The sequence below is a fragment of the Pantoea sp. EEL5 genome, from assembly GCF_049892805.1.
Lineage (GTDB): Bacteria > Pseudomonadota > Gammaproteobacteria > Enterobacterales > Enterobacteriaceae > Pantoea > Pantoea ananatis.
Map to the genome: position 1 here is coordinate 2,126,402 of NZ_JBNDNJ010000001.1, position 22,345 is coordinate 2,148,746.

The 22,345-nt window shown below is 53.8% G+C and carries 19 protein-coding genes; 8 read left to right on the forward strand and 11 right to left on the reverse strand.

What is annotated here, in order from left to right; all coding sequences use genetic code 11:
• The 4 genes from nuoC to lrhA all read right to left on the reverse strand — a co-directional run bounded on the left by nuoC (nt 1) and on the right by lrhA (nt 4,616).
• Nucleotides 1-1,800 carry an NADH-quinone oxidoreductase subunit C/D gene (nuoC, locus tag ACPXSQ_RS09930; RefSeq protein WP_426143547.1) on the reverse strand — a complete coding sequence of 600 codons (1,800 nt, stop codon included), beginning with the start codon at nt 1,798-1,800 and terminating at the stop codon, nt 1-3.
• A gap of 117 nt (nt 1,801-1,917) precedes the next feature.
• Nucleotides 1,918-2,595, reverse strand: coding sequence for a NuoB/complex I 20 kDa subunit family protein (locus ACPXSQ_RS09935; protein WP_006120026.1), 678 nt, complete (start codon nt 2,593-2,595; stop codon nt 1,918-1,920).
• Nucleotides 2,596-2,610: 15 nt separating this feature from the next.
• Nucleotides 2,611-3,054 (reverse strand): NADH-quinone oxidoreductase subunit A, encoded by a 444-nt coding sequence (locus ACPXSQ_RS09940; protein ID WP_013026514.1) that lies wholly within the window; start codon nt 3,052-3,054, stop codon nt 2,611-2,613.
• Between the two features lie 638 nt (nt 3,055-3,692).
• Complete coding sequence (lrhA, locus tag ACPXSQ_RS09945; protein ID WP_013026515.1) at nt 3,693-4,616, reverse strand: transcriptional regulator LrhA; 924 nt, start codon at nt 4,614-4,616, stop codon at nt 3,693-3,695.
• Nucleotides 4,617-5,575: 959 nt separating this feature from the next.
• Here lrhA and ACPXSQ_RS09950 point away from each other — a divergent pair.
• Together ACPXSQ_RS09950 and yfbR are read left to right on the forward strand one after the other, a co-directional pair.
• Nucleotides 5,576-6,793, forward strand: coding sequence for a pyridoxal phosphate-dependent aminotransferase (locus ACPXSQ_RS09950; protein WP_014594167.1), 1,218 nt, complete (start codon nt 5,576-5,578; stop codon nt 6,791-6,793).
• Between the two features lie 70 nt (nt 6,794-6,863).
• Nucleotides 6,864-7,463 carry a 5'-deoxynucleotidase gene (gene yfbR / locus ACPXSQ_RS09955; RefSeq protein WP_013026517.1) on the forward strand — a complete coding sequence of 200 codons (600 nt, stop codon included), beginning with the start codon at nt 6,864-6,866 and terminating at the stop codon, nt 7,461-7,463.
• Between the two features lie 28 nt (nt 7,464-7,491).
• Here the strand turns inward: yfbR and ACPXSQ_RS09960 are convergent, their stop codons facing one another.
• The 3 genes from ACPXSQ_RS09960 to yfbV all read right to left on the reverse strand — a co-directional run bounded on the left by ACPXSQ_RS09960 (nt 7,492) and on the right by yfbV (nt 9,252).
• Complete coding sequence (locus ACPXSQ_RS09960) at nt 7,492-8,151, reverse strand: sugar phosphatase (protein WP_028715404.1); 660 nt, start codon at nt 8,149-8,151, stop codon at nt 7,492-7,494.
• 13 nt (nt 8,152-8,164) lie between these two features.
• Complete coding sequence (locus ACPXSQ_RS09965) at nt 8,165-8,659, reverse strand: YfbU family protein (RefSeq protein ID WP_024472004.1); 495 nt, start codon at nt 8,657-8,659, stop codon at nt 8,165-8,167.
• A 143-nt stretch (nt 8,660-8,802) separates the two neighbouring features.
• A complete protein-coding gene (gene yfbV, locus ACPXSQ_RS09970; RefSeq protein WP_105080341.1) occupies nt 8,803-9,252 on the reverse strand; it encodes a terminus macrodomain insulation protein YfbV in 450 nt (149 codons plus the stop codon).
• Nucleotides 9,253-9,585: 333 nt separating this feature from the next.
• On the opposite strand from yfbV, the gene ackA reads away from it, so the two are divergent.
• Together ackA and pta are read left to right on the forward strand one after the other, a co-directional pair.
• Nucleotides 9,586-10,788, forward strand: a complete 1,203-nt coding sequence (ackA, locus tag ACPXSQ_RS09975) for an acetate kinase (RefSeq protein WP_105077762.1) — start codon at nt 9,586-9,588, stop codon at nt 10,786-10,788.
• Nucleotides 10,789-10,872: 84 nt separating this feature from the next.
• Nucleotides 10,873-13,002, forward strand: coding sequence for a phosphate acetyltransferase (gene pta / locus ACPXSQ_RS09980; protein WP_014594171.1), 2,130 nt, complete (start codon nt 10,873-10,875; stop codon nt 13,000-13,002).
• A gap of 50 nt (nt 13,003-13,052) precedes the next feature.
• On the opposite strand, the gene ACPXSQ_RS09985 is transcribed toward pta, so the two are convergent.
• Nucleotides 13,053-14,138, reverse strand: coding sequence for an ABC transporter ATP-binding protein (locus tag ACPXSQ_RS09985; RefSeq protein WP_014605376.1), 1,086 nt, complete (start codon nt 14,136-14,138; stop codon nt 13,053-13,055).
• Nucleotides 14,139-14,403: 265 nt separating this feature from the next.
• On the reverse strand, nt 14,404-15,897 hold the full coding sequence (locus ACPXSQ_RS09990) for a PLP-dependent aminotransferase family protein (RefSeq protein ID WP_029569024.1): 1,494 nt from the start codon (nt 15,895-15,897) through the stop codon (nt 14,404-14,406).
• A 118-nt stretch (nt 15,898-16,015) separates the two neighbouring features.
• Here ACPXSQ_RS09990 and ACPXSQ_RS09995 point away from each other — a divergent pair, with 118 nt between their 5' ends.
• From ACPXSQ_RS09995 to ACPXSQ_RS10010, 4 genes are all read left to right on the forward strand, one after another.
• On the forward strand, nt 16,016-17,278 hold the full coding sequence (locus tag ACPXSQ_RS09995) for a 4-aminobutyrate--2-oxoglutarate transaminase (RefSeq protein ID WP_238493774.1): 1,263 nt from the start codon (nt 16,016-16,018) through the stop codon (nt 17,276-17,278).
• Nucleotides 17,279-17,394: 116 nt separating this feature from the next.
• Nucleotides 17,395-18,420, forward strand: a complete 1,026-nt coding sequence (locus ACPXSQ_RS10000; RefSeq protein ID WP_013026527.1) for an ABC transporter substrate-binding protein — start codon at nt 17,395-17,397, stop codon at nt 18,418-18,420.
• A gap of 45 nt (nt 18,421-18,465) precedes the next feature.
• Nucleotides 18,466-19,731, forward strand: a complete 1,266-nt coding sequence (locus ACPXSQ_RS10005; RefSeq protein WP_426143554.1) for an ABC transporter permease — start codon at nt 18,466-18,468, stop codon at nt 19,729-19,731.
• A 10-nt stretch (nt 19,732-19,741) separates the two neighbouring features.
• Nucleotides 19,742-20,566 carry an ABC transporter permease gene (locus ACPXSQ_RS10010; protein ID WP_014605373.1) on the forward strand — a complete coding sequence of 275 codons (825 nt, stop codon included), beginning with the start codon at nt 19,742-19,744 and terminating at the stop codon, nt 20,564-20,566.
• A 328-nt stretch (nt 20,567-20,894) separates the two neighbouring features.
• Here the strand turns inward: ACPXSQ_RS10010 and yfcD are convergent, their stop codons facing one another.
• Nucleotides 20,895-21,419: an NUDIX hydrolase YfcD gene (yfcD, locus tag ACPXSQ_RS10015; RefSeq protein WP_014594178.1), complete on the reverse strand. Its 525-nt coding sequence runs from the start codon at nt 21,417-21,419 to the stop codon at nt 20,895-20,897.
• 110 nt (nt 21,420-21,529) lie between these two features.
• On the reverse strand, nt 21,530-22,171 hold the full coding sequence (gene yfcF / locus ACPXSQ_RS10020; protein WP_105082216.1) for a glutathione transferase: 642 nt from the start codon (nt 22,169-22,171) through the stop codon (nt 21,530-21,532).
• Nucleotides 22,172-22,345 lie beyond the last annotated feature (174 nt).

Sequence of the window (22,345 nt, forward strand, 5' to 3'; positions counted from 1 at the left end):
TTAGCGGTCCACGTCTGACATAACAAAGTCGATACTACCGAGGTACACGATTAAATCGGATACCAGGCTGCCACGGATTACCGAAGGAATCTGCTGCAGGTGCGGGAAGCTCGGCGTACGCACACGTGTGCGATAACTCATCGTGCTGCCATCACTGGTCAGGTAGTAACTGTTAATCCCTTTGGTCGCCTCAATCATCTGGAAGGATTCATTGGCCGGCATAACCGGGCCCCATGACACCTGCAGGAAGTGAGTGATCAGGGTTTCAATGTGCTGCAGCGTGCGCTCTTTTGGCGGCGGGGTTGTCAGCGGATGATCGGCTTTAAACGGCCCTTCCGGCATGTTGTTCAGGCACTGTTCCAGAATACGCAGCGACTGCCACATCTCTTCCATTTTCAGCTGTACGCGCGTGTAGGCATCGCTGATACCGGCACCCACGGGCACTTCGAAGTCGAAGTTTTCATAGCCTGAATAGGGACGCCATTTACGCACGTCAAAATCGAGACCGGTGGCGCGCAGGGCAGCACCGGTTGTGCCCCAGGCCAGCGCTTCTTCCATATTGTAGGCTGCCACACCTTGCGAACGGCCCATCAGAACGGTGTTGCGCAGCGCCGCTTTGTCGTACTCTTTCAGGCGCTTTGGCATCCAGTCCAGGAAGTCACGCAGCAGGCGCTCCCAGCCTTTCGGCAGGTTGTGTGCCACACCGCCAATACGGAACCAGGCCGGGTGCATACGGAAACCGGTAATCGCCTCAACCACATCATAAATTTTCTGACGGTCGGTAAAGGCAAAGAACACCGGCGTCATTGCGCCAACGTCCTGAATAAAGGTTGAGATGTACAGCAGGTGACTGTTGATGCGGAAAAGCTCAGAGAGCATGACGCGAATAACATTCACGCGGTCAGGCACCACGATACCAGCCAGTTTCTCAACGGCCAGTACGTAAGGCATTTCGTTAACGCAGCCACCAAGGTACTCAATACGGTCGGTGTAAGGAATGTAGCTGTGCCAGGACTGACGTTCGCCCATTTTCTCTGCGCCACGGTGGTGATAACCAATATCCGGGACGCAATCGACGATCTCTTCCCCATCCAGCTGCAAAATGATGCGGAAAGCACCGTGCGCTGACGGGTGGTTTGGACCGAGGTTGAGGAACATGAAATCTTCGTTGGCGGTGCTGCGTTTCATGCCCCAGTCTTCCGGCTTGAACGTCAGCGCTTCCATTTCCAGATCTTCTTTCTGCTTCGTCAGCGTGAAAGGATCGAATTCGGTCGCACGCGCAGGATAGTCCTTGCGCAGCGGATGCCCTTCCCAGGTCTGCGGCATCATAATGCGCGTCAGATGCGGATGACCATCAAAGGTGATACCAAACATCTCCCAGGTTTCGCGCTCATACCAGTTGGCATTGGCGAAAATATTGGTGATGGTCGGCACATGCATATCGTTTTCAGATAAAGCCACCTTGAGCATGATGTCGCGATTGCGTTCAATCGAGAGTAGGTGGTAGAAAACGGAAAAATCCGCGGCAGGTAAACCGGCGCGGTGGGTACGTAAGCGTTCGTCCATGCCATGCAGGTCATACAGCATGACGTACGGCTTAGGAAGTTTTCGCAGGAATGTAATGATTTCCAGCAGCTGTTCACGCTTTACCCAAACAACCGGAATACCGGTGCGGGTCGCCTGAACGGTAAAGGCATCCGGCCCAAAACGATTACGCAGCTCGCCGATCACCGGGTCATCCAGGTGATCCCGGGTTTGCCATAGCGGCTGAGCGAGATCTTGCGTGGTCAAATCTGTCATACGTTACTCACCATTCCGGCCTGATAACAGGCGCTCAAATGAAGGCGTCAGGATGGTGCCATGCATTAATTTGTGGTGTTGTCTGCTGCAGGCACTGATTCCATCCATACGGTTAACTTAAACTTCGTCTGGTGTACGCAGGTTGGTTACTGCAATACGTTCGCCACGCTTACGTTCACGCTCAGACTGCATATTGGCACGGTAAACGCCCTGGTCTCCGACCACCCACGAAAGGGGACGGCGCTCTTTGCCAATGGATTCCTGCAGCAGCAGCAGTGCCTGCATGTAAGCTTCAGGGCGCGGCGGGCAACCCGGGATATACACGTCAACCGGCAGAAACTTATCAACGCCCTGCACGACAGAATAGATATCGTACATGCCGCCTGAGTTGGCACAGGCACCCATGGAAATCACCCATTTCGGCTCCAGCATCTGATCGTACAAACGCTGAATTACCGGGGCCATTTTGGTAAACGGCGTACCGGCAATGACCATGAAGTCGGCCTGACGTGGCGATGCGCGCATAACCTCTGCACCGAAACGCGCGACGTCGTGCACGGCGGTGAAGGAGGTGGTCATCTCAACGTAGCAGCATGAAAGACCAAAGTTGTAAGGCCACAGGGAGTTTTTACGTCCCCAGTTCACCATGTCGTGCAGGGCGTGTTCGAGCTTGCCCATGTAGACGCTGCGATGAACGTGCTGCTCCAGCGGATCGCTGACGATTTCCTGCTTTTGCAGAGGGTAACGGTCGTTCTCACCACCGTTTGGGTCTATGCGGGTGAGCGTATAGTCCATCTTATTGCCTCTCTTTTACTGCTTATGAGGATTGGTGTGACTTACCGTGGGCGTTTTAACCACGATTCGCCGGCGTGCAGGCGTCCAGTCCAACGCGCCAATGCGCACCAGATAAACCAGGCCCGCCAGGAGCACCAAAATGAAAATTGCGGCTTCCACAAAGCCGACCCAGCCGCTTTCACGAATAGAGGTCGCCCATGCGTATAAAAAGAGAGCTTCTACGTCGAAGATAACGAAGAACATCGCTACCAGGTAGAATTTTGCTGATAAGCGGAGGTGAGTGTCACCGACGGATTCAATGCCGGACTCAAAAGGTGTGTCTTTGTAACGGGCACGCGCTCTGCCGCCAAGCAGCCAGCCTCCGGTTAACATGAACGCACAGAGGCCAAAAGCGATGACGATAAATACGACGAATGCCCAATGCTGAGCGATGATTTCGGTGGTAGTTGACATACTCATTGCTTACTCATCAAAAGTGGCGCGGGCATCCTGCTCGGGTTCTGGCAGCAAACTCACCACATCGATTCAAAGGGAAGGATAAAAACCTTACAAATTTTGCTGTTACTCTGCAATAAGCAGCAATTTTATGGGGTTTTTTACTCCTTTCTATAACCTTTTGTCAACTTTGACAAAAGTATCCAAACTTTATTTTACACCTGCATCATATTATTAACATATGATGCGCGTGTTTCCAGCTAAATCGCTTCAGTCTGTAAGGGTAATTTTAGTGTAGCGGGTATTTGCGCGCATGGATCGTGCAATTAACCCTCATATTTTGACAGGATTTCGGGGGTTTTCCTTCCCTTGGGAATGGCTATTTTGTTGATCCAGAACACAGAATTATCTTTTTTGTGTTAAATTTCAGCAGTTATCAGACTGATTCGAATCAAATATTTTACATTTTGCCTCTCGCCCGCCATTTACATCGCCCTGAAATGCTTGCGGGCAGGCGATAAACTCAGCGTCTCCGTGCGGGTTTTTATTTCGCAGGAAAAAGGTCAAAAAAAAGCCTCCTGTTCTTTTTACAGAACAAGAGGCCTGTTTACAGCCATTATCTTACCGGTGAATGACGTTTTTTTTGCGACAGCGTGAAAATGTTACTCTTCGTCATCCAGCAACAGCGTGCCGTCAGCGTTGGCCACCATGTTGTACGGATCGTGCGTGGACTGCATAGCATTAAAGATGGCCAGCGCCAGCTCGTTGTCGCTGTCGGCATTACGGCACAGCAGATACTGTGTATCCGGTAAAACCGGCAAGCCTTCTGCTGCGCCCATCACGCGCAGTTCCGGGCTCATCATTTCTACCGGACGCGCCGTTACACCCAATCCTGCTTTGACTGCCGCACGAACGGCCGCCAGGGTTGATGCAACGTAAGAGATACGCCACGGGATACCGGCTTCGTTGAGATGATCAATCGCCATATCACGATACGGACTGGGTTCATCAAGCAGTACCAGTGGAATAGCTTCTCCACGCTGGAACACATAATCCGCCGCGCAATACCACAGGGTCGGAGAGGTACGCAGAACCTGATGGGTAAAGTTACCCGGGCTTGACGTCGTGACGACTAAGTCAACTTCGCCCTGATTCAGCATTTCCATCATGAACGGATTGCGTTTCACGCGAACATCAATCGCCAGTTTTGGATAGACAGAGGTCACGCGGTTTAACAGGAACGGCAGAATGGTATCTGAGGTATCGTCAGAAGCGCCAATCGTCAGTACACCCTGGATGTTGCTGTACATCAGTGAAGTACAGGCTTCATCGTTAAAACGCAGGATTTTCCTGGCATAGCCCAGAAGCTGAATGCCGTGTTCAGTTAACAACTTGTTGCGGCCATGTCTGGCAAACAACTCTTTACCGACCAGTTGTTCCAGACGTTGCATCTGCTGACTCACTGCCGATTGCGTTCTGCACACCGCAGCAGCAGCGGCTGCAAAGGTGTTCAGGTCAGCTACAGCAACAAAAGTCCGGAGCAGATCGAGATCGAGATTGAGTATCGGACGATTTGCATTAGTCATGTTTTTTCTTCACTTATTAGATTTTTAAGAACTACTATCCTGGTGTTATTACAAGCTTATCAAAGCGATAAGCGGTAATGATGCTTCATGACGTCCCGGCAAAGGGCCGACATAAAATTTACTTACGGAGGAAGACGGTACTTCCCTGCAAAACAGGGAAACCGGGTCCTGAAGACAGAGACAACTTCTGTACCGAAGGCACTGGATGCAAAAATGCGGGAAGCTGTGTAGTTGTCTTTTCCTACCCCCAAAGTGCCCTCAGGCAGGGGTAAACGGGTCTGTAATACGCTAACGGTACGCAGCGTTTAATCTCATCAAATAGTAAATTATACTTAATCATTTTTGACCGCAAAATGGAAATGTTTTTGTGAAAAGCATTGCATATTTTGATCAAATAGCATCTTACATCCCTTCGAGAATGTCCTGAGCGGACGTAACCTGCCTGAAAACAGGAAATACGACTTTTCAGCGATGAAACATGCATTGATGATGCTCCCGGTTGTCTCTCCCGGCCCTGAAAATCTTATAAAAAACCTTTGATATAAGACAGTTAACATTATGCACCATCGTTTTTTTTCAGGTTACTCTGAGTTGAGGCCGCTTTTTGCGTGCAAATTTTATGCATCAATAAAGCATAATTAAACTATTTCACTCATGACGCATCACAGATTCTCAGATTGTTTTACGGCCTTCAGGTTCATTATCGGCAAAATAAAAGCAGACATTACCCAGCGCTCAATTTTTAATCGCAGCATAATAAACTAATAAAACTCAAAAAAACAAACGTTACAACCGGCCTGCTTGATAACCAATACGCATTCCATCGTCTGGCTGGAGACAAAGATGCTGAACACGCCAAAACCGCGCCCTGCCCTTCTTTTGTCGGCCTGAGGAGAGTACATTGTGCAGGTTTGTTTTCAGCGGCAGGCACAAGGATTCTGCACATTAAGGCGGCCACAATGACTTTTCAAATTGATAAATCCGGCAAACTGGACAATGTCTGTTACGACATTCGTGGACCGGTTTTAAAAGAGGCTAAACGCCTTGAAGAAGAAGGTAATAAAGTTCTTAAGTTGAACATCGGCAATCCGGCCCCCTTTGGCTTCGAAGCGCCGGACGAGATTCTGGTTGATGTCATCCGTAACCTTCCCAGCGCACAGGGATACTGTGACTCCAAAGGATTGTATTCTGCTCGTAAAGCCATCATGCAGCACTACCAGGCGCGTGACATGCGCGACGTCACGGTGGAAGACATCTATATCGGTAACGGTGTTTCTGAACTCATCGTCCAGGCCATGCAGGCGCTGCTGAACAGCGGTGATGAAATGCTGGTGCCGGCACCTGACTACCCGCTGTGGACCGCGGCCGTGTCGCTCTCAAGCGGCAAAGCCGTGCACTACCTGTGTGATGAGTCCGCAGGCTGGTTCCCGGATCTGGATGATATCCGCAGTAAAATTACGCCACGCACGCGCGGCATCGTGATTATCAATCCCAATAATCCAACCGGTGCGGTTTACAGCAAAGCACTGTTGATGGAAGTCGTTGAGATTGCCCGCCAGCATAACCTGATTATTTTCGCTGACGAGATCTACGATAAAATTCTGTACGACGACGCACAGCATCACTCTATTGCTGCACTGGCGCCGGACTTGCTGACCGTAACCTTTAACGGCCTGTCTAAAACCTATCGCGTAGCGGGTTTCCGCCAGGGCTGGATGGTGCTAAACGGCCCCAAAAAGCATGCTAAAGGTTATATCGAAGGGCTGGAGATGCTGGCATCCATGCGTCTGTGTGCCAACGTCCCCGCGCAGCATGCCATTCAGACTGCGTTGGGCGGCTATCAGAGCATTAGTGAATTTATTGTGCCTGGCGGGCGGCTCTATGAACAGCGTCAGCGCGCATGGGAACTGATCAACGATATTCCCGGCGTGAGCTGTGTGAAGCCGCAGGGCGCGCTTTATATGTTCCCGCGTATTGATGCCAAAAAATTCAATATCCACGACGATCAGAAAATGGTGCTGGATTTCCTGCTACAGGAGAAAGTGCTACTGGTTCAGGGAACGGCGTTTAACTGGCCGTGGCCCGATCATCTGCGCATCGTGACGCTGCCGCGCGTCGACGATCTGGAAATGGCGATCAATAAGTTTGGCCGTTTTCTGCAAGGCTACCGCCAGTAGTCCGGATGCGCCTATACTGATGTGATTTCGGGGAGAGCACGCCTCTCCCCTGTCGCAAACAGGAATTACCATGACTCAGAGCCATTTCTTCGCCCACCTTTCCCGTCTCAAACTCATCAACCGCTGGCCGCTGATGCGCAACGTGCGCACCGAGAACGTCTCTGAACACAGTTTGCAGGTCGCGATGGTTGCCCACGCGCTGGCCATCATTAAAAATAAGAAGTTTAACGGCAACCTTAATGCCGAGCGCATCGCCATGATGGCGCTGTATCACGACGCCAGTGAAGTGCTGACCGGAGACTTACCCACGCCGGTGAAGTACTACAACGCGCAGATCGCCCACGAATACAAAAAGATTGAGAAAATCGCGCAGCAGAAGTTGATTGAGATGCTGCCGGACGAGTTGCAGGATGTTTACCGTCCGCTGATTGATGAGCATCTGCACAGTGAGGAAGAAAAAGCCGTCGTGAAACAAGCCGATGCGATCTGTGCCTACGTAAAATGCCTGGAAGAGCTGTCGGCCGGGAATAATGAGTTTTTGTTAGCAAAAGCGCGGCTGGAAAAAACCCTGAATCAGCGTCGTTCGCCCGAAATGAGCTATTTCGTGGAGGTATTCATTCCCAGCTTTAGCCTGTCTCTGGACGAAATCTCGCAGGACACGCCGCTCTGACAATGGCGGCTTCACGCCGCCCTTTTACCTAGCCTTGATGGTGAAACGCAAACTTGCCCGTCGAACGTTTGGTGACCACCAGCGATTCCAGTGAAGTCAGGCGCAGCGCCACTTCGTCAATGCGTGGCGTATCATCAGGCGCATTCGCGGCGATCACGGCACAGCCCGCAGCTAACCCGGCGATCACGCCGGCCGGCGCATCTTCTACCACTACGCAGTCGGCTGGCGACAGCTTTAACCTTTCTGCACCCAGTAAGTAAGGATCGGGTTCTGGCTTGCCCTTCGCCACCTGTTCGGCCGTAATAAACACGGCAGGCTGAGGTAAACCTGCTGCTTTGTGACGCGCATGCGCCACCGGCACGGAGCCGGAGGTGACAATCGCCCAGGGGATTTGCAACGCATTCAGCTGCGTGAGCAACGCTTTTGCGCCTGGCAGCGCCCGCACGCCGTCCGTGTCTTCTGCTTCCGTTTTTTCCAGCGCCAGAAACTCGGCCTGGATTACCGCTTCTGACTGGCCCGCCATAAAGTGGCGCAGTGAAGTAATCGCCTGCTTTCCGTGAATGAAGTCCAGAATCTCATCAGCCGCAATGCCATGACGTGCACCCCAGTTGCTCCAGGCGCGTTCAACCGCGGGTAGCGAATCCACTAAGGTGCCATCTAAATCAAATAAAAAACCACTGTACTCCACGCGTCACTCCTCATCAGGCGTTAATGATTTGCGCAATCTCGTTTACGCTTAAATGGTATTGGCGAGGACAAGTCTGCCACAAAGCCAGCATACGTTGATACTTTTCCCACATCGGCGTTTGCGCATTAAAGCCATGCGTTCCCGCATCAAAATGGGTATAGCGCCCTTCGATGTTCACCATAAACCGCACATAACCGAGATAGCGGGATTCCGTGGCGGCATCAAACCCCAGAAACGCCAGACGTCGTGGGTCGATATCGCCTTGGGTCTTGAGATTAGCCCAGGAGACCTGTAGCGCGTGGTGCATTTCCATAATGTCGATAAGCGTCCGGCAGGTCTCTTCGGGGAGCTTGCCAAACTCTTTGTCCAGTTCCCGCATTTGCAGGCCATAGCCACGCTCAATGATAGTCTGGTAGCGACGAAAACGTTCGGCGTTCTCCGGTTCCAGCATTGCCATGATTTTGTACTGGTTAGTCAGGATCAAACGTTGCGCGTGGGTCATTTCCATCATCTTGTCCTCCAGCCCGCGGGCTGTTCAGGTTTTATACGATGGAAAGATAATTACACAGGGGAAGCGATGCGGGCGTAGCCACATCGCTTTTCATTGATTTAACCGCAGGTTTGCGTGCAATAATTTCTGCACGGTGCGGGTTAAAGATCGTCCAGAAAGGTGCGGTCCAACTGTTTAAAGGCGCGCTTAAGCAGATCGGCCAGTGCCTGGTAAGTTGGTTTGCCTTCAACCGGTGCGATCGCCTGACCTGCGGCTTCCAGCTTCGTGCGCACTTCATGGAACCAGCGCAGCAGCGTGGGCGGCAATGGGGTGACGGATCGCTTACCCAGCCACCATAATCCCTGCATAGGCAAACTACAGGCAAAGAGAGCCGTTGCCACTGCCGGGCCCAATTGCCCACCCATCGCTATCTGCCATGTGAGCGTAAAGACCGCCAGCGGCGGCATAAAGCGAATCGCAAAGCGCGTAGCCGTCGATACACGGTTCTCAGGAAAGACCGGTGCCAGGCGTTTATCGTTGGGCCAGGTCTTCATATAATGCTGTCCGCGTTGAAACATCCGGAACCAGCCGGTGTAAGATTCATTCGCCATGGCTCGCCTCAACTAATACTGTATTTTTTGAAAAATAATTATAACCACACAACTTTACGTAACATCCTTCAAATATTTTTGTCTTTAAAGGTGACTCCGGCTATTCTGACGCCGTTTTAACAGCGTCACTGCCGCAACTTCCCTTGTAACAGAGACGACAAGGCCCGTTTTAAGCGAAATTTCAAATTTATGCGTAAAGACTCAATTTTTTTTGCATAAAACGCACTATTTTGACCTGGGTATGACTTCTGTCATTAATCTGGCTGCGTCGATGGGCTACGCTGTAAGTCTGATTGCGTTATTTTTAGCCACTTTTAACAAATAGGTACTTCCATGTCGAGTAAGTTAGTACTGGTTCTGAATTGCGGCAGCTCTTCTCTCAAGTTTGCCATCCTTAATCCCACCAGCGGTGAAGAATTCCTCTCGGGTCTGGCTGAATGCTTCCACCTGCCCGAAGCACGGATCAAATGGAAACTTGATGGTCAGAAGCAGGAAGCACCTTTAGGTGCTGGCGCGGCCCACAGCGAAGCGCTGAATTTCATTGTTAAAACAATTCTGGCACAAAAACCAGAGCTTTCAGCACAAATCGCTGCAATAGGTCACCGTATTGTTCACGGCGGCGAAAAACTTACGCAGTCAGTGGTCATTTCTCAGTCTGTTGTGCAGGGTATCAAAGATGCATCATCTTTTGCACCACTGCATAACCCAGCGGGCCTGATTGGCATTGATGAAGCCATGAAAAACTTCCCGCACTTGTCTGACAAGAATGTGGCGGTTTTTGACACGGCTTTCCATCAGACAATGCCGGAAGAGTCCTACCTTTATGCGCTGCCGTATGCCCTGTATAAAGAGCACGGCGTGCGCCGCTACGGTGCGCACGGTACCAGCCACTACTATGTCACCCACGAAGCGGCAAAAATGCTGAATAAGCCGCTAGAAACGCTGAACATCATTACCTGTCATCTCGGTAACGGCGGGTCTGTTTCTGCTATCCGTAACGGTGAGTGTGTGGATACGTCTATGGGCCTGACCCCGCTGGAAGGCCTGGTCATGGGGACCCGCAGCGGCGATATCGATCCGGCCATTATCTTCTTCCTGCACGACACGCTGGGCATGAGCGTCGATGCCATTAACAAGATGCTGACGAAAGAGTCGGGGCTGTTAGGGCTGACCGAAGTCACCAGCGACTGCCGTTATGTTGAAGACAACTACGCCACCAAAGACGATGCTAAACGCGCAATGGATGTCTTCTGCCACCGTCTGGCCAAATACATTGGCAGCTATACCGCGCTGATGGACGGTCGTCTCGATGGCGTGGTCTTCACCGGCGGTATCGGTGAAAATGCGGCGATGGTGCGTGAGCTGACCCTGGACAAGCTGGCGCTGCTGGGCTTTGACATTGACCACGAGCGCAACCTGGCGGCTCGCTTTGGCAAGTCAGGTTTTATCAACAAAGAAGGCACTCGCCCGGCAGTGGTGATCCCCACTAACGAAGAGTTAGTGATTGCCCGAGATGCCGCTCGCCTTACCGCCTGATCCCCTTTCGTCGTCAGCTCCGGCTGACGGCGTTGTTTTGACACCCAGTGAAATCTGAGAGGTTCAATCGTGTCACGTACAATTATGCTCATTCCGACCGGCACCAGCGTCGGTCTGACCAGCGTTAGCCTTGGCGTTATTCGCGCCATGGAACGTAAAGGCGTTCGACTGAGCGTTTTCAAACCCATTGCACAACCGCGTGCGGGCGGCAATGCACCTGACCAGACCACCAGCATTGTGCGCAAGAGTTCAGGCATCCCGGCCGCAGAGCCGCTGCCGATGTCCCGTGTGGAATCGCTGCTGGGTTCTAATCAGCAAGACGTGCTGATGGAAGAAATTATTGCCCGCTACCACGCCAATGCGCAGGATGCTGAAGTAGTTCTGGTTGAAGGCCTGGTGCCTACGCGTAAGCACCAGTTTGCCAGCGCGCTGAACTATGAAATCGCCAAAACGTTAAACGCTGAAATCGTCTTCGTGACCGCGCTGGGTAACGATTCTCCCGCACAGCTCAAAGAGCGTATTGAACTGACACAAAGCAGCTTTGGCGGTTCGAAGAATAAAAGCATCACCGGTGTGATCATCAACAAGCTGAACGCGCCCGTTGATGAGCAGGGCCGTACGCGCCCTGATCTGTCTGAAATTTTCGATGACTCATCGAAGGCCAGCATCGCGAATATCAATCCTGACCAGCTGTTTGCCAACAGTCCCTTGCCCATTTTGGGTTGTGTGCCGTGGAGCTTCGACCTGATTGCGACCCGCGCCATTGATATGTGCCGCCACCTGAACGCCCGGATTATTAACGAAGGTGAAATTCAGACCCGCCGTGTCAAATCAGTGACCTTCTGCGCACGCAGCATCCCGCACATGCTTGAGCATTTCCGCCCGGGCTCGCTGCTGGTCACCTCGGCTGACCGCCCTGACGTGCTGGTTGCCGCCTGTCTGGCCGCGATGAACGGTATTGAGATCGGTGCCATTCTTTTAACCGGTAACTATGAAATTGACGAGCGCATCGCCAAACTGTGCGATCGCGCCTTCCAGACTGGCCTGCCGGTCTTCATGGTCAAAACCAATACCTGGCAGACCTCGCTCAGCCTGCAAAGCTTTAACCTCGAAGTACCGGTTGATGACACGCAGCGCATTGAAAAAGTCCAGGAATACGTCGCAAGTTACATTAACGCGGACTGGATCGAGTCGCTGACCGCCACGTCTGAGCGCAGTCGCCGCCTGTCGCCGCCGGCTTTCCGCTATCAGTTAACCGAACTGGCTCGCAAGGCTGGCAAGCGCATTGTTCTGCCGGAAGGGGATGAACCCCGTACCGTTAAAGCCGCAGCAATCTGTGCCGACCGCGGCATTGCGACCTGTGTCCTGCTGGGCAATCCGGATGAAATCCAGCGCGTTGCGGCAGCCCAGGGCGTTGAGCTGGGTAAAGGCATTGAGATAGTCGATCCTGAAGTGGTGCGTCAGAACTATGTTCCGCGTCTGGTCGAGCTGCGCAAAAGCAAAGGCATGACCGAGGTGGTTGCGCAGGAACAGCTGGAAGATAACGTGGTGCTGGGCACCATGATGCTGGAAAGCGGGGAAGTTGACGGATTGGTCTCGGGCGCGGTACATACCACGGCCAACACCATTCGTCCGCCGTTACAGCTGATCAAAACCGCGCCCAACAGCTCACTGGTGTCATCCGTGTTCTTTATGCTGCTGCCAGAGCAGGTGCTGGTCTACGGCGACTGCGCGATCAACCCCGATCCAACGGCTGAACAGCTGGCAGAAATTGCCATTCAGTCTGCCGATTCAGCGAAAGCCTTCGGCATCGATCCACGCGTCGCCATGATTTCCTACTCAACCGGTAATTCAGGTGCCGGTAGCGACGTGGAGAAAGTGCGTGAAGCCACGCGTCTTGCGCAGGAAAAACGCCCGGATCTGGTGATTGATGGGCCGTTGCAGTACGACGCGGCGATTATGGAAGACGTGGCAAAATCCAAGGCGCCCAACTCGCAGGTTGCCGGACGCGCAACGGTCTTTATTTTCCCGGATCTCAACACCGGTAACACCACCTACAAAGCGGTGCAGCGTTCCGCTGACCTGATTTCAATCGGGCCAATGCTGCAGGGCATGCGTAAGCCGGTCAACGACCTGTCACGCGGCGCACTGGTAGACGATATCGTCTACACCATTGCCCTGACGGCGATTCAGTCGCAGCAGGCTGAAGGTTAATCCCTTCCCGTTGAACAAGAGCATGCAGACTGCATGCTCTTTTTTTATGCCTATTGCAGCGTAACGTCGAGCGCGCGCAGGTGCTGAGGTTGCCAGGACAAGGTCACTTCACTGCCCGCCGTCCAGCCGGGTGAGACCTCCGATGAGGCCATTTTCACCATAAAGTTTCCCTGACCAGCAACTTCCGTCAGCATTCTCACGTGGTCACCCAGATAGATAAACTGCTGGATTCGGGCCTGGACCGACTGATCGCCCGGTTTGGCTGCATTTACGTTGATGCGTTCAGGGCGGATACTGAGCTGTATTTTCTTGCCCGGAGAACTGGGCCGCACCTTCAGCGCATCCAGCTGAATACCGTTATCCAGCGTCACCTGATAGTAATCACCCTGCTGCCCTGACTGGGTTGCCAGCAGGCTGTTATTCTCGCCAATAAACTGCGCCACGAAGGCGTTGTCGGGCTGTTCATAAAGCTTATTCGGGCTGTCCATTTGCTGAATCATGCCGTCGTTAAAGACCGCCACCCGGTCAGACATGGTCATGGCTTCGCTTTGATCGTGAGTGACGTAAACAATGGTCAGCCCGAGCATGTTATGCAGCTGCTTAATTTCCATCTGCATGTGTTCACGCAGCTGTTTATCCAGCGCCCCCAGCGGTTCGTCCATCAGGATCAGTTTAGGTTCAAATACCAGCGCCCGCGCCAGGGCCACCCGCTGCTGCTGGCCGCCAGACATCTGTGCGGGATAACGGTCTGCCAGCGAAGTGAGTTTAATCATATCCAGCACCCGCTTAACTCGCTGGGCAATATCGGCCTTGCTCAAACGGCGAATCGACAAAGGAAACGCCAGATTTTCGGCCACCGTCATGTGGGGAAAAAGCGCGTAGTTCTGGAATACCATACCGATATCACGCTGATGCGGCGGCAACGTGTGCAAAGGTTTATCACGCAGCAGTATCTCGCCATCGGTGGGCGTTTCAAATCCTGCCAGCATCATGAGGCTGGTCGTTTTCCCGGAGCCTGACGGCCCTAACAGGGTCAAAAACTCGCCTTCTGCCACATCCAGATTGAGGTTGCGCACCACCAGCTTGTCGCCGTCGTAGCTCTTTTTGATATTCCGAAAACTGACAAAATTTCTCATGGCGTAATCTCGTAAACAGGATGAAAAAGGGTTTCGGCACGATTCATGCATCATCCTTTTGACGTGCGAATCCTGTCGGGCCTTTTTTTAGCACTACCACAACGCATTTGATTTGCACAAGCAGAATTTGACAATCTAAAAAGAAATGGCTTACAAATTTACTTTGCAGGCCATTGTATTTTATTGTCTTTTTAAATTTAACATTAAATTAACGTGACAGTTATCACAGAATCAGGCAATACCAGGGATGCGCACTGATGGTGCATCACGGCGAGACAGACGCCACCTGCAGGTGATGTTGCAACCGGGTCAGGATAGGCGCGAACGCGGCGGGAATGGCGGCTTCGTCAACACAGGCATAACCCAGCAGCAATCCGCGCTGCGGCGTGCCCCGAAGATAATAGGACGACAGGGGACGTGTTAATACACCGCACTGTTCCAGCTCTGCGCTAAAGGCCACATCGTCAATGCTGTCCGGCAGCCTGAGAACCAGATGCAACCCCGCATTGCTGTGATGCACTATCCAGTCGGCGCCCAGCGATGTGCTAATCACCTCCACCAGCGCAGCACGACGGCGGCTGTAAATCTGCCGCATGCGTCGTACGTGGGCCGCATAGTGCCCTTCCCGAATAAACTCCGCCAGCGTGAGTTGTACTAACCCGTAGCCGCCGCGATACAGCTCGGAGTGCGCCATTTTCATCCGTGCCGCCAGGGATTTAGGCACCACCATGTAGCTGAGCCGGATGCCGGGATACAAGGTTTTACTGAAGGTGCCCAGATAAATCACTGGGGCATCCGCCGCCAGGCCCTGTAGCGCAGGAATGGGACTTCCGGTAAAGCGGAACTCGCCATCGTAGTCATCTTCAACCACCCAACTGCCGCTGCTTTTTGCGCGCTCCAGTAATTCATGGCGCCGCTGCAGGCTCATGACCGCCCCGAGAGGATACTGGTGAGAAGGCGTCACACAGATCAGGCGAGGCACCGGGCTGTCTGGCTGCTCGGGCGGCAAAACCAGCCCCTGATCGTCAACCTGCGTGGGGATCAGCGTGACGCCGTTCACCGCCAGCACATTGCGGATCCCCCAGTATCCCGGCTCTTCGACGATGGCCCTGTCTCCCGGATCGCAAAGCATTTTCGCCAGCAGATCCAGCGACTGATGGGTTCCGGCGGTGATCAGTACCTGTTCGGGGGTGCAGTTCACCGAACGGATCACCCGCAGGTAATCCGCCAGCGCCTGTTGTAACTCAACACAGCCGCCGTGGCTGGCATAGCTCAGGTTTTCAACCGGCAGCCGTCGGCTCAGGCGGAGCTGAATTTTGCGCCAGATGTCGTGCGGCATATGGCTTACGTCCGGCACACCGGGCATAAATGCCCCCCACTGATGGCTCCCGGCACCGCTGCTCGCCAGCAGGCGTGAACCCCGTCGCGACAGTCTGACGGGTTTCATCGGCGGCGTGACGGGCCTGATCAGCGGCTCACCCGGCACCTGTTCCGGCAGCACGGTACTGACGAAGGTGCCGCTTCCGGTGCGGGTTTGTACATAGCCCTCAGACTGAAGCTGTTCATAGACTGCCAGCACGGTATTACGTGAGACAGAAAGTTCGCGAGCAAGGTCGCGGCTGGCGGGCAGTCGCGTCGCGGTGGCAATGGATCCGTCCTGAATCGCTGCCTGCAAGACATCATACAATCGCTTATTCAGCGTACCGCCGGAAAGCGAGGCCAAACGTTGTGCAAGCAGGTCACCGAGTAAGCTTCGCAAAATTGGTACCTCAAAATAAAAAAAACTGGCTCTGGATTATAAAACCCTGAAAACGCTAAAAAGCAAGGAGGCAGATTCCACTGTAACAATATGGCAACAAACACCATGAGGTCGCGTTATGAGTAACAGTGAAGTGCAGGTCCGTCGTCTCAATGCTACGCCGCGCGGCGTGGGCGTGATGTGCGATTTCTATGCGGTGAAAGCAGAAAACGCTACGTTATGGGATCACCAGGGCCGTGAAATTATCGATTTCAGCGCAGGCATTGCCGTGCTGAATACCGGACATCGTCATCCCAAAGTGATCGCCGCCATCAAAGAACAGCTCGATCATTTTACCCACACCGCGTTTCAGGTTGTGCCTTACGAAAATTATATTGCCCTGGCGGAAAAACTGAATGCGCTGGTGCCGGTAAGCGGCCCCGCCAAGACCACTTTTTTCTCCACCGGCGCAGAAGCCGTTGAGAACGCGGTCAAAATTGCCCGCGCGGCAACCGGCCGTCCCGGCGTCATCGCCTTTACGGGGGCCTTTCACGGCCGCACCAACATGACGATGTCGCTGACGGGCAAAGTGGTCCCCTACAAAACCGGTTTCGGCCCCTTTGCCAGCTCAGTATTTCACGCCCGCTACCCGAATGCACTGCATGGCTGTAGCGTCGATGACGCGCTGGAGAGTTTACAAACCATTTTCCGCTGCGATATCAGCCCGCAACAGGTTGCGGCCATTATCTATGAACCCATTCAAGGTGAAGGCGGCTTCAATGTCGCGCCGCCAGCGTTTGTGACCGCCCTGCGCACGCTGTGCGATCAACATGGCATTCTGCTGATCGCCGATGAAATCCAAAGTGGTTTTGCCCGCACCGGCAAGCTGTTTGCCAGTGAATACTATCCTGACGTGCAGCCAGACCTGATCACCATGGCAAAAAGCCTGGCGGGCGGTATGCCGCTATCGGCGGTTTCAGGACGGGCTGACGTAATGGATGCGCCCCTGCCCGGCGGCCTGGGTGGCACCTATGCAGGAAGCCCGCCGGCCATTGCCGCTGCGCTGGCCGTGCTGGAGGTCATTCGCGATGAAAACCTGAGCGAGCGCGCCCTGCTGTTAGGCGGGCAACTGACGGAAACGCTGCAGGGCGCAGGCTGTAGTGCGCTGGCAGAGGTGCGCGGTCGCGGTTCTATGATCGCGGCTGAATTCACCAACAGCGAAGGGCAACCCAGCGCAGACATCGCCAAAGCTATTCAGCAAGAGGCGCTGGACGAAGGGCTGCTGCTGCTCACCTGCGGCGTACACGGCAACGTTATTCGTTTCCTCTACCCTCTCACCATTCCGGACGCGCAGTTCCGCACGGCACTGAATCTGCTGAACCGTATCCTGGGTAAGTATTAGGTTTCGCGGGCTGACGCGCCGCACGTTCCGCTGCGGGTCAGCCCCTGGCATCATGATTGCAAAGCAAACACCGGGCAGAGGAATCTGCCTGAACATAATAATTCAGGAGTTCGGGGATGATGAAAAACATAGCGGCACTGGTTCTGGCAGCGGTGGCCATCCAGGCACAGGCCGAAAATCTTACGGTGGTGTCCTTTGGGGGCACCAACAAGGACGCACAGGATAAAGCGTTTTATAAGCCTTTCATGGCCTCGGGGAAGGACAGCATTGAAGCCGGTGAATATAACGGCGAAATGGCACGCATCCGCGCCATGGTTGAAACCAAACAGGTCGGCTGGGATGTTGTAGAACTGGAAACCCCGGAACTGGAGCGGGGCTGTGAAGAAGGGCTGTTTGAAACCCTGGACTGGAGCAAGTTAGGCAACAAAGCCGACTTTGCCAAGGGGAGCGTGAGCGAATGTGGTGCGGGCTTCTTCGTCTGGTCTACCGTACTGACCTACGATGGCAACAAGCTCAAAACCGCCCCCACCAGTTGGGCAGATTTTTGGGATGTGAAAAAATTCCCCGGCAAACGCGCCCTGCGTAAGAGCGCGAAATACACGCTGGAAATCGCGCTGATGGCGGACGGCGTGAAGCGCGAAGACGTTTACAAGGTGCTGGCAACCCCGGCGGGCGTCGATCGTGCCTTCAGGAAACTGGATGAGCTAAAGCCGAATATTCAGTGGTGGGAATCGGGCGCGCAGCCCCTGCAGTGGCTGGTTTCAGGCGACGTGACGCTGGCATCGGCCTATAACGGCCGCATCGGCACCGCTCAGGCAGAAGGTCATAATTTCAAAATCGTCTGGGACGGTAACCTGTACGACTTCGATAACTGGGCGATTGTGAAAGGCTCAAAGCACAAAGCGCTGGCAGAGAAATTTATCGCCTTCTCGCTGCAGCCCGAGAACCAAAAAGTGTATGCCGAAAATATTCCTTATGGCCCCGCCAATATCAAGGCAGGCAAACTGCTGACGGCCGATCGTCTGGCTCAGTTGCCAACGGCACCGGAAAACATGGCCAAAGCCGTTCAGGTTAACGCCACATTCTGGCTGGAACATGGCGAAGAGCTGGAACAGCGTTTTAACGCCTGGGCCGCGAAATAACCCGCTGCCGGACCCGCTCCGGCAGCCCCCTTTCAGGAGATCGGCATGAGTCAAAACCCCGTGATGAATTCAGCGCCCGTCAGACGTACGGAAGGCGCGTTCAGTCTGCGCCAGCAATTTAACCGGGCAGGTTGGTTAAAAACACAACGCTCCCTGTTTTTAGTTGCCCCGTTACTGATTTTCGTCGTGGTGTGCTTTTTGTTCCCCATCGGCTCTATCCTCAGTATGAGCGTCAATAACCCTGAGCTTCACGACGCACTTCCGCAAACCAGCCAGGTCCTGGCTAAATGGAACGGCAAGGCGCTGCCGGATGAAAGCCTGTTTGCCACGCTGGCGAAGGAAGTCAGCGCGGCGCGCGAGCAGGGCCAGATCTCTGGCATTGCGAAGCGATTGAGTTATGAAGACAATGCGTTTCGTCGCCTGATCCTGGCCGTGCCCCGCCAGGCCCCCGAGGATGGGGTTAACGTCAAAGCCACCCTCATTGATAAGCAGCCCCTGTGGGGCGAGCTGTCTACCTGGCAAACCCTCAAGCGCGTAGCCAAACCCTATACCAGCTATTACCTGCTGTCAGTGTTTGACCACAAGGTTGATGCAAAGACCGGCGACATCGTCGCGCAGTCCCCCGATCAGGCGCTTTATGTGAACGTTCTGCTACGTACGCTGTGGATGGCGACCGTGGTCACCTTGCTGTGCGTGGGCCTGGGCTATCCGCTGGCCTACTGGCTGGCGAAACAGCCGTCCAACCGCGCCAACCTGCTAATGATTATGGTGCTGTTGCCCTTCTGGACCTCATTGATCGTGCGTACCGCCAGCTGGATTGTCCTGCTGCAGTCAGGAGGATTAATTAACCGGACGCTGATGGCGACAGGGCTCATCGACAGTCCGCTCACGCTGGTGTTCAACCGGGTCGGCGTGTACATCTCTATGACGCATATCCTGCTGCCCTTCATCGTGCTGCCCTTGTATGCCGTCATGAAAGGGATTTCTCCCAGCTATGTCCGGGCGGCCGTGTCGCTGGGTGCCCATCCCTTTGTGGCCTTCTGGCGCGTCTATGTCCCGCAGACCTATGCCGGGATTACCGCAGGCGCGCTGCTGGTGTTCATGATGGCGATTGGCTATTACGTTACGCCAGCGCTGTTGGGCGGGCCGGACGATCAAATGGTCAGCTACTTTGTCGCCTTTTTTACCAACAGCACCATGAACTGGGGCATGGCCGCCGCCCTGGGGAGCCAGTTGCTGATTATCGTGACGTTGCTGTATGTGGTGTATTCACGTGTCACCCGGACGTCATCCGAGGCGGCAGTACGTTAAGGAGCAAATGATGAAACAACAAGGTTCGACGTTGCTGCGGGTCTGGCGTTACCTGTTTAATTTTTACGGCGCAGCGGCACTGCTGTTTTTGATTGTGCCTGTTCTGGTCATTGTGCCGCTGTCGTTTAACGAAAGTTCGTTTCTGAGCTATCCGCTAAGTGGCTTTTCGCTGCGCTGGTACGAGGCCTTTTTTCACTCGAAGGAGTGGATAGGTGCGTTAATGAACAGCCTGCTGGTTGCGCCGCTAGCCACGCTACTGGCTAGCGTACTGGGCGTGCTGGCCGCCATGGGCCTGGTGCGCGGCGAGTTTCGCGGCAAAGGTCTGGTGATGGCAATCATTATCTCTCCCATGGTGGCACCCGTCGTGATCATCGCCGTTGGCATGTTTTTCTTCTTTGCCAAACTGTCACTGCTGAACAGCTACCTCGGGCTGGTGTTAGCCCATGCCCTGTTGGGCGTTCCTTTTGTGGTGATCACGGTGGTCGCCGTACTGAAAAGCTACGACACCAATCTGACGCGGGCCGCTGCCAGCCTCGGTGCCTCTCCGCTGCTGGCGTTTCGAAAAGTCACCCTGCCGCTGATTGCACCGGGCGTTTTTTCCGGGGCACTGTTCGCGTTTGCCACCTCATTTGATGAAGTTGTCGTGACGCTGTTTCTTGCCAGCCCAACGCAGCGGACGCTGCCGATTCAGATGTTTGCCGGTATTCGTGAAAACCTCGATCCCACTATCGCGGCCGCCGCCACAATTATGATTGCGGCTTCGCTCCTGTTACTGATCGTCATGGAAGTCCTGCGGCGGCGCGGGGAAAAGATGCGCCAGCCACAGCCGGTTTAGATAACATTCAGGAAACCGGTTCAGGTTGTTAAACCGCCCACATTGTTAACGTGTGGGCGGTTGTCTGATCTGGATAGTGCGCACCCAGCCTCTGTCAGCCTGGTCATGGGCAAAATCACGTCAGGCGCTGAACGGGCGGTACCACCACAGTTTGTTGAAACGGGCCAGCATGCTGTGCCGCATGTTCTACGGCACGCGCCACGTCGTTGAGCGCAAACGGCGTTCCACTAAAGGCGGGAAGTTGATCATCAGGCGAATGAGGCGGCGATCAACGCCGTGTGCCCGCTTTGCGAACGGCCACGACCGCCCGCAAAGCTAACAGAAGGTATCAGTGACTGTTTTCGTTGTTGCGGCTCAGCCACAGGGATAAGGCTTTGAGTGAATCATCGGTAAACTCATCACAGCGGGCGGTGATTTCATCCGGGGTCATCCAGAAAATTTCATCCACTTCTTCTTCCTGCATAGCAAAAGGACCGTGCGACACACAGCTGAATAATCCCCCCCAGACGCGGCAATGCTCATCTTCAAAATAGAATTTGCCATGTTCTGCAAAAGGCACATCCGCAATGCCCAGCTCCTCTTCGGCTTCACGCCGCGCCGATTCAAGCATGTCTTCGCCACTCTGCACTACGCCGCCAGCCGTCGCATCCAGTTTGCCTGGCATAAAATCTTTGATTTCAGTACGGCGCTGAACCAGTATTTTCCCCATACCGTCATGAACCACGATATAGGTCGCGCGGTGACGTAAGCATTGCGCGCGCATCTGCGCACGCGTGGCCTGTGCAACGACTTCATTCTCTTCGCTTACGATATCGACCCATTCGATTTCGCCACCAGCAGTTTGATCCACCATCCGTAACCCTTTCCTGTTTAGCGTGTCTTTATGCACGCGCTGTTTGCCACACCTATATCATAGTGTGTCGTAAGGTAATCACTTATGACAACTTGAGCAAGCGCCGATCGCTAGCGATTTTTGCCGCTTTCCGTTAGCCATAACTGTACTGATGCCCGCTGCCATTGAAACTCAGCATAGTGCTGCAAACGTGCAGGCAAGGTATCGCCATGCAGCGCCAGTCGATTAAGCATGACAGCCAAATCGGTATCTGCAATGCACCACTCACCAAATAAATTTTGCTGACGTTCTGGCAACAGGCGCTGAACAGCGGCAATCAGTTTTTCGGCGGCCTCAACGGCTGCAGGCGACAAGGGCGCAAAGCGCTCACCGGCAAATAACACCTCGGTAGGGCGCTCCTGGCGAATGGGCATCAGATCGCTGCGCAGCCAGGCCTGAATTTGCCGGGCGCGGGCGCGTTTCTCGCGATCTTTGGGATAGAGGCGTTCAAATTCAGGGGCAGCAAAACGCTCTTCGAGGTATTCGCAGATGGCCGATGATTCACTCAGCATAAAGTCATCGATCTGTAAGGTCGGGACACGGCAGGTTAACGACAGATCGCGATAGGCCTCAGCACGCTGCTGGTTTTGCGATAAATCGATACGCTTTACGCTAAAAGGCACCCCTTTTTCGCTGAGCGCAACATAAGCCGACATGACATAAGGACTAAAGAAAGATGAATCTGACCACAGGGTGATGGAGGGGTAATTCATCTGCTACCTCAAATAGCTGACAGGGGTGCATCATCTTTACCGATTTTTATTTCTGAAAACAACCAGGCGCTGGTCCGATGTTTGCGCTCAACTGACTAAATTACGAAGCGGCTCACGCCACACGGGTACGACTCTTCTATGATGAAGTAAGCAAAAAATAAAAATTCAGACGGA

Excerpts from the sequence above, each read along its gene's own strand:
- ACPXSQ_RS10005 (WP_426143554.1), top strand. The coding sequence starts at position 18,466 with ATGAGTCAAAACCCCGTGATGAATTCAGCGCCCGTCAGACGTACGGAA.
- nuoC (WP_426143547.1), bottom strand. The coding sequence starts at position 1,800 with ATGACAGATTTGACCACGCAAGATCTCGCTCAGCCGCTATGGCAAACC.
- lrhA (WP_013026515.1), bottom strand. The coding sequence starts at position 4,616 with ATGACTAATGCAAATCGTCCGATACTCAATCTCGATCTCGATCTGCTC.
- ackA (WP_105077762.1), top strand. The coding sequence starts at position 9,586 with ATGTCGAGTAAGTTAGTACTGGTTCTGAATTGCGGCAGCTCTTCTCTC.
- ACPXSQ_RS09995 (WP_238493774.1), top strand. The coding sequence starts at position 16,016 with ATGAGTAACAGTGAAGTGCAGGTCCGTCGTCTCAATGCTACGCCGCGC.
- ACPXSQ_RS09965 (WP_024472004.1), bottom strand. The coding sequence starts at position 8,659 with ATGGAAATGACCCACGCGCAACGTTTGATCCTGACTAACCAGTACAAA.
- pta (WP_014594171.1), top strand. The coding sequence starts at position 10,873 with ATGCTCATTCCGACCGGCACCAGCGTCGGTCTGACCAGCGTTAGCCTT.
- yfcF (WP_105082216.1), bottom strand. The coding sequence starts at position 22,171 with ATGAATTACCCCTCCATCACCCTGTGGTCAGATTCATCTTTCTTTAGT.
- ACPXSQ_RS09985 (WP_014605376.1), bottom strand. The coding sequence starts at position 14,138 with ATGAGAAATTTTGTCAGTTTTCGGAATATCAAAAAGAGCTACGACGGC.
- ACPXSQ_RS09935 (WP_006120026.1), bottom strand. The coding sequence starts at position 2,595 with ATGGACTATACGCTCACCCGCATAGACCCAAACGGTGGTGAGAACGAC.
- ACPXSQ_RS09950 (WP_014594167.1), top strand. The coding sequence starts at position 5,576 with ATGACTTTTCAAATTGATAAATCCGGCAAACTGGACAATGTCTGTTAC.
- ACPXSQ_RS10000 (WP_013026527.1), top strand. The coding sequence starts at position 17,395 with ATGATGAAAAACATAGCGGCACTGGTTCTGGCAGCGGTGGCCATCCAG.
- ACPXSQ_RS10010 (WP_014605373.1), top strand. The coding sequence starts at position 19,742 with ATGAAACAACAAGGTTCGACGTTGCTGCGGGTCTGGCGTTACCTGTTT.
- yfbR (WP_013026517.1), top strand. The coding sequence starts at position 6,864 with ATGACTCAGAGCCATTTCTTCGCCCACCTTTCCCGTCTCAAACTCATC.
- yfbV (WP_105080341.1), bottom strand. The coding sequence starts at position 9,252 with ATGGCGAATGAATCTTACACCGGCTGGTTCCGGATGTTTCAACGCGGA.
- ACPXSQ_RS09940 (WP_013026514.1), bottom strand. The coding sequence starts at position 3,054 with ATGAGTATGTCAACTACCACCGAAATCATCGCTCAGCATTGGGCATTC.
- yfcD (WP_014594178.1), bottom strand. The coding sequence starts at position 21,419 with ATGGTGGATCAAACTGCTGGTGGCGAAATCGAATGGGTCGATATCGTA.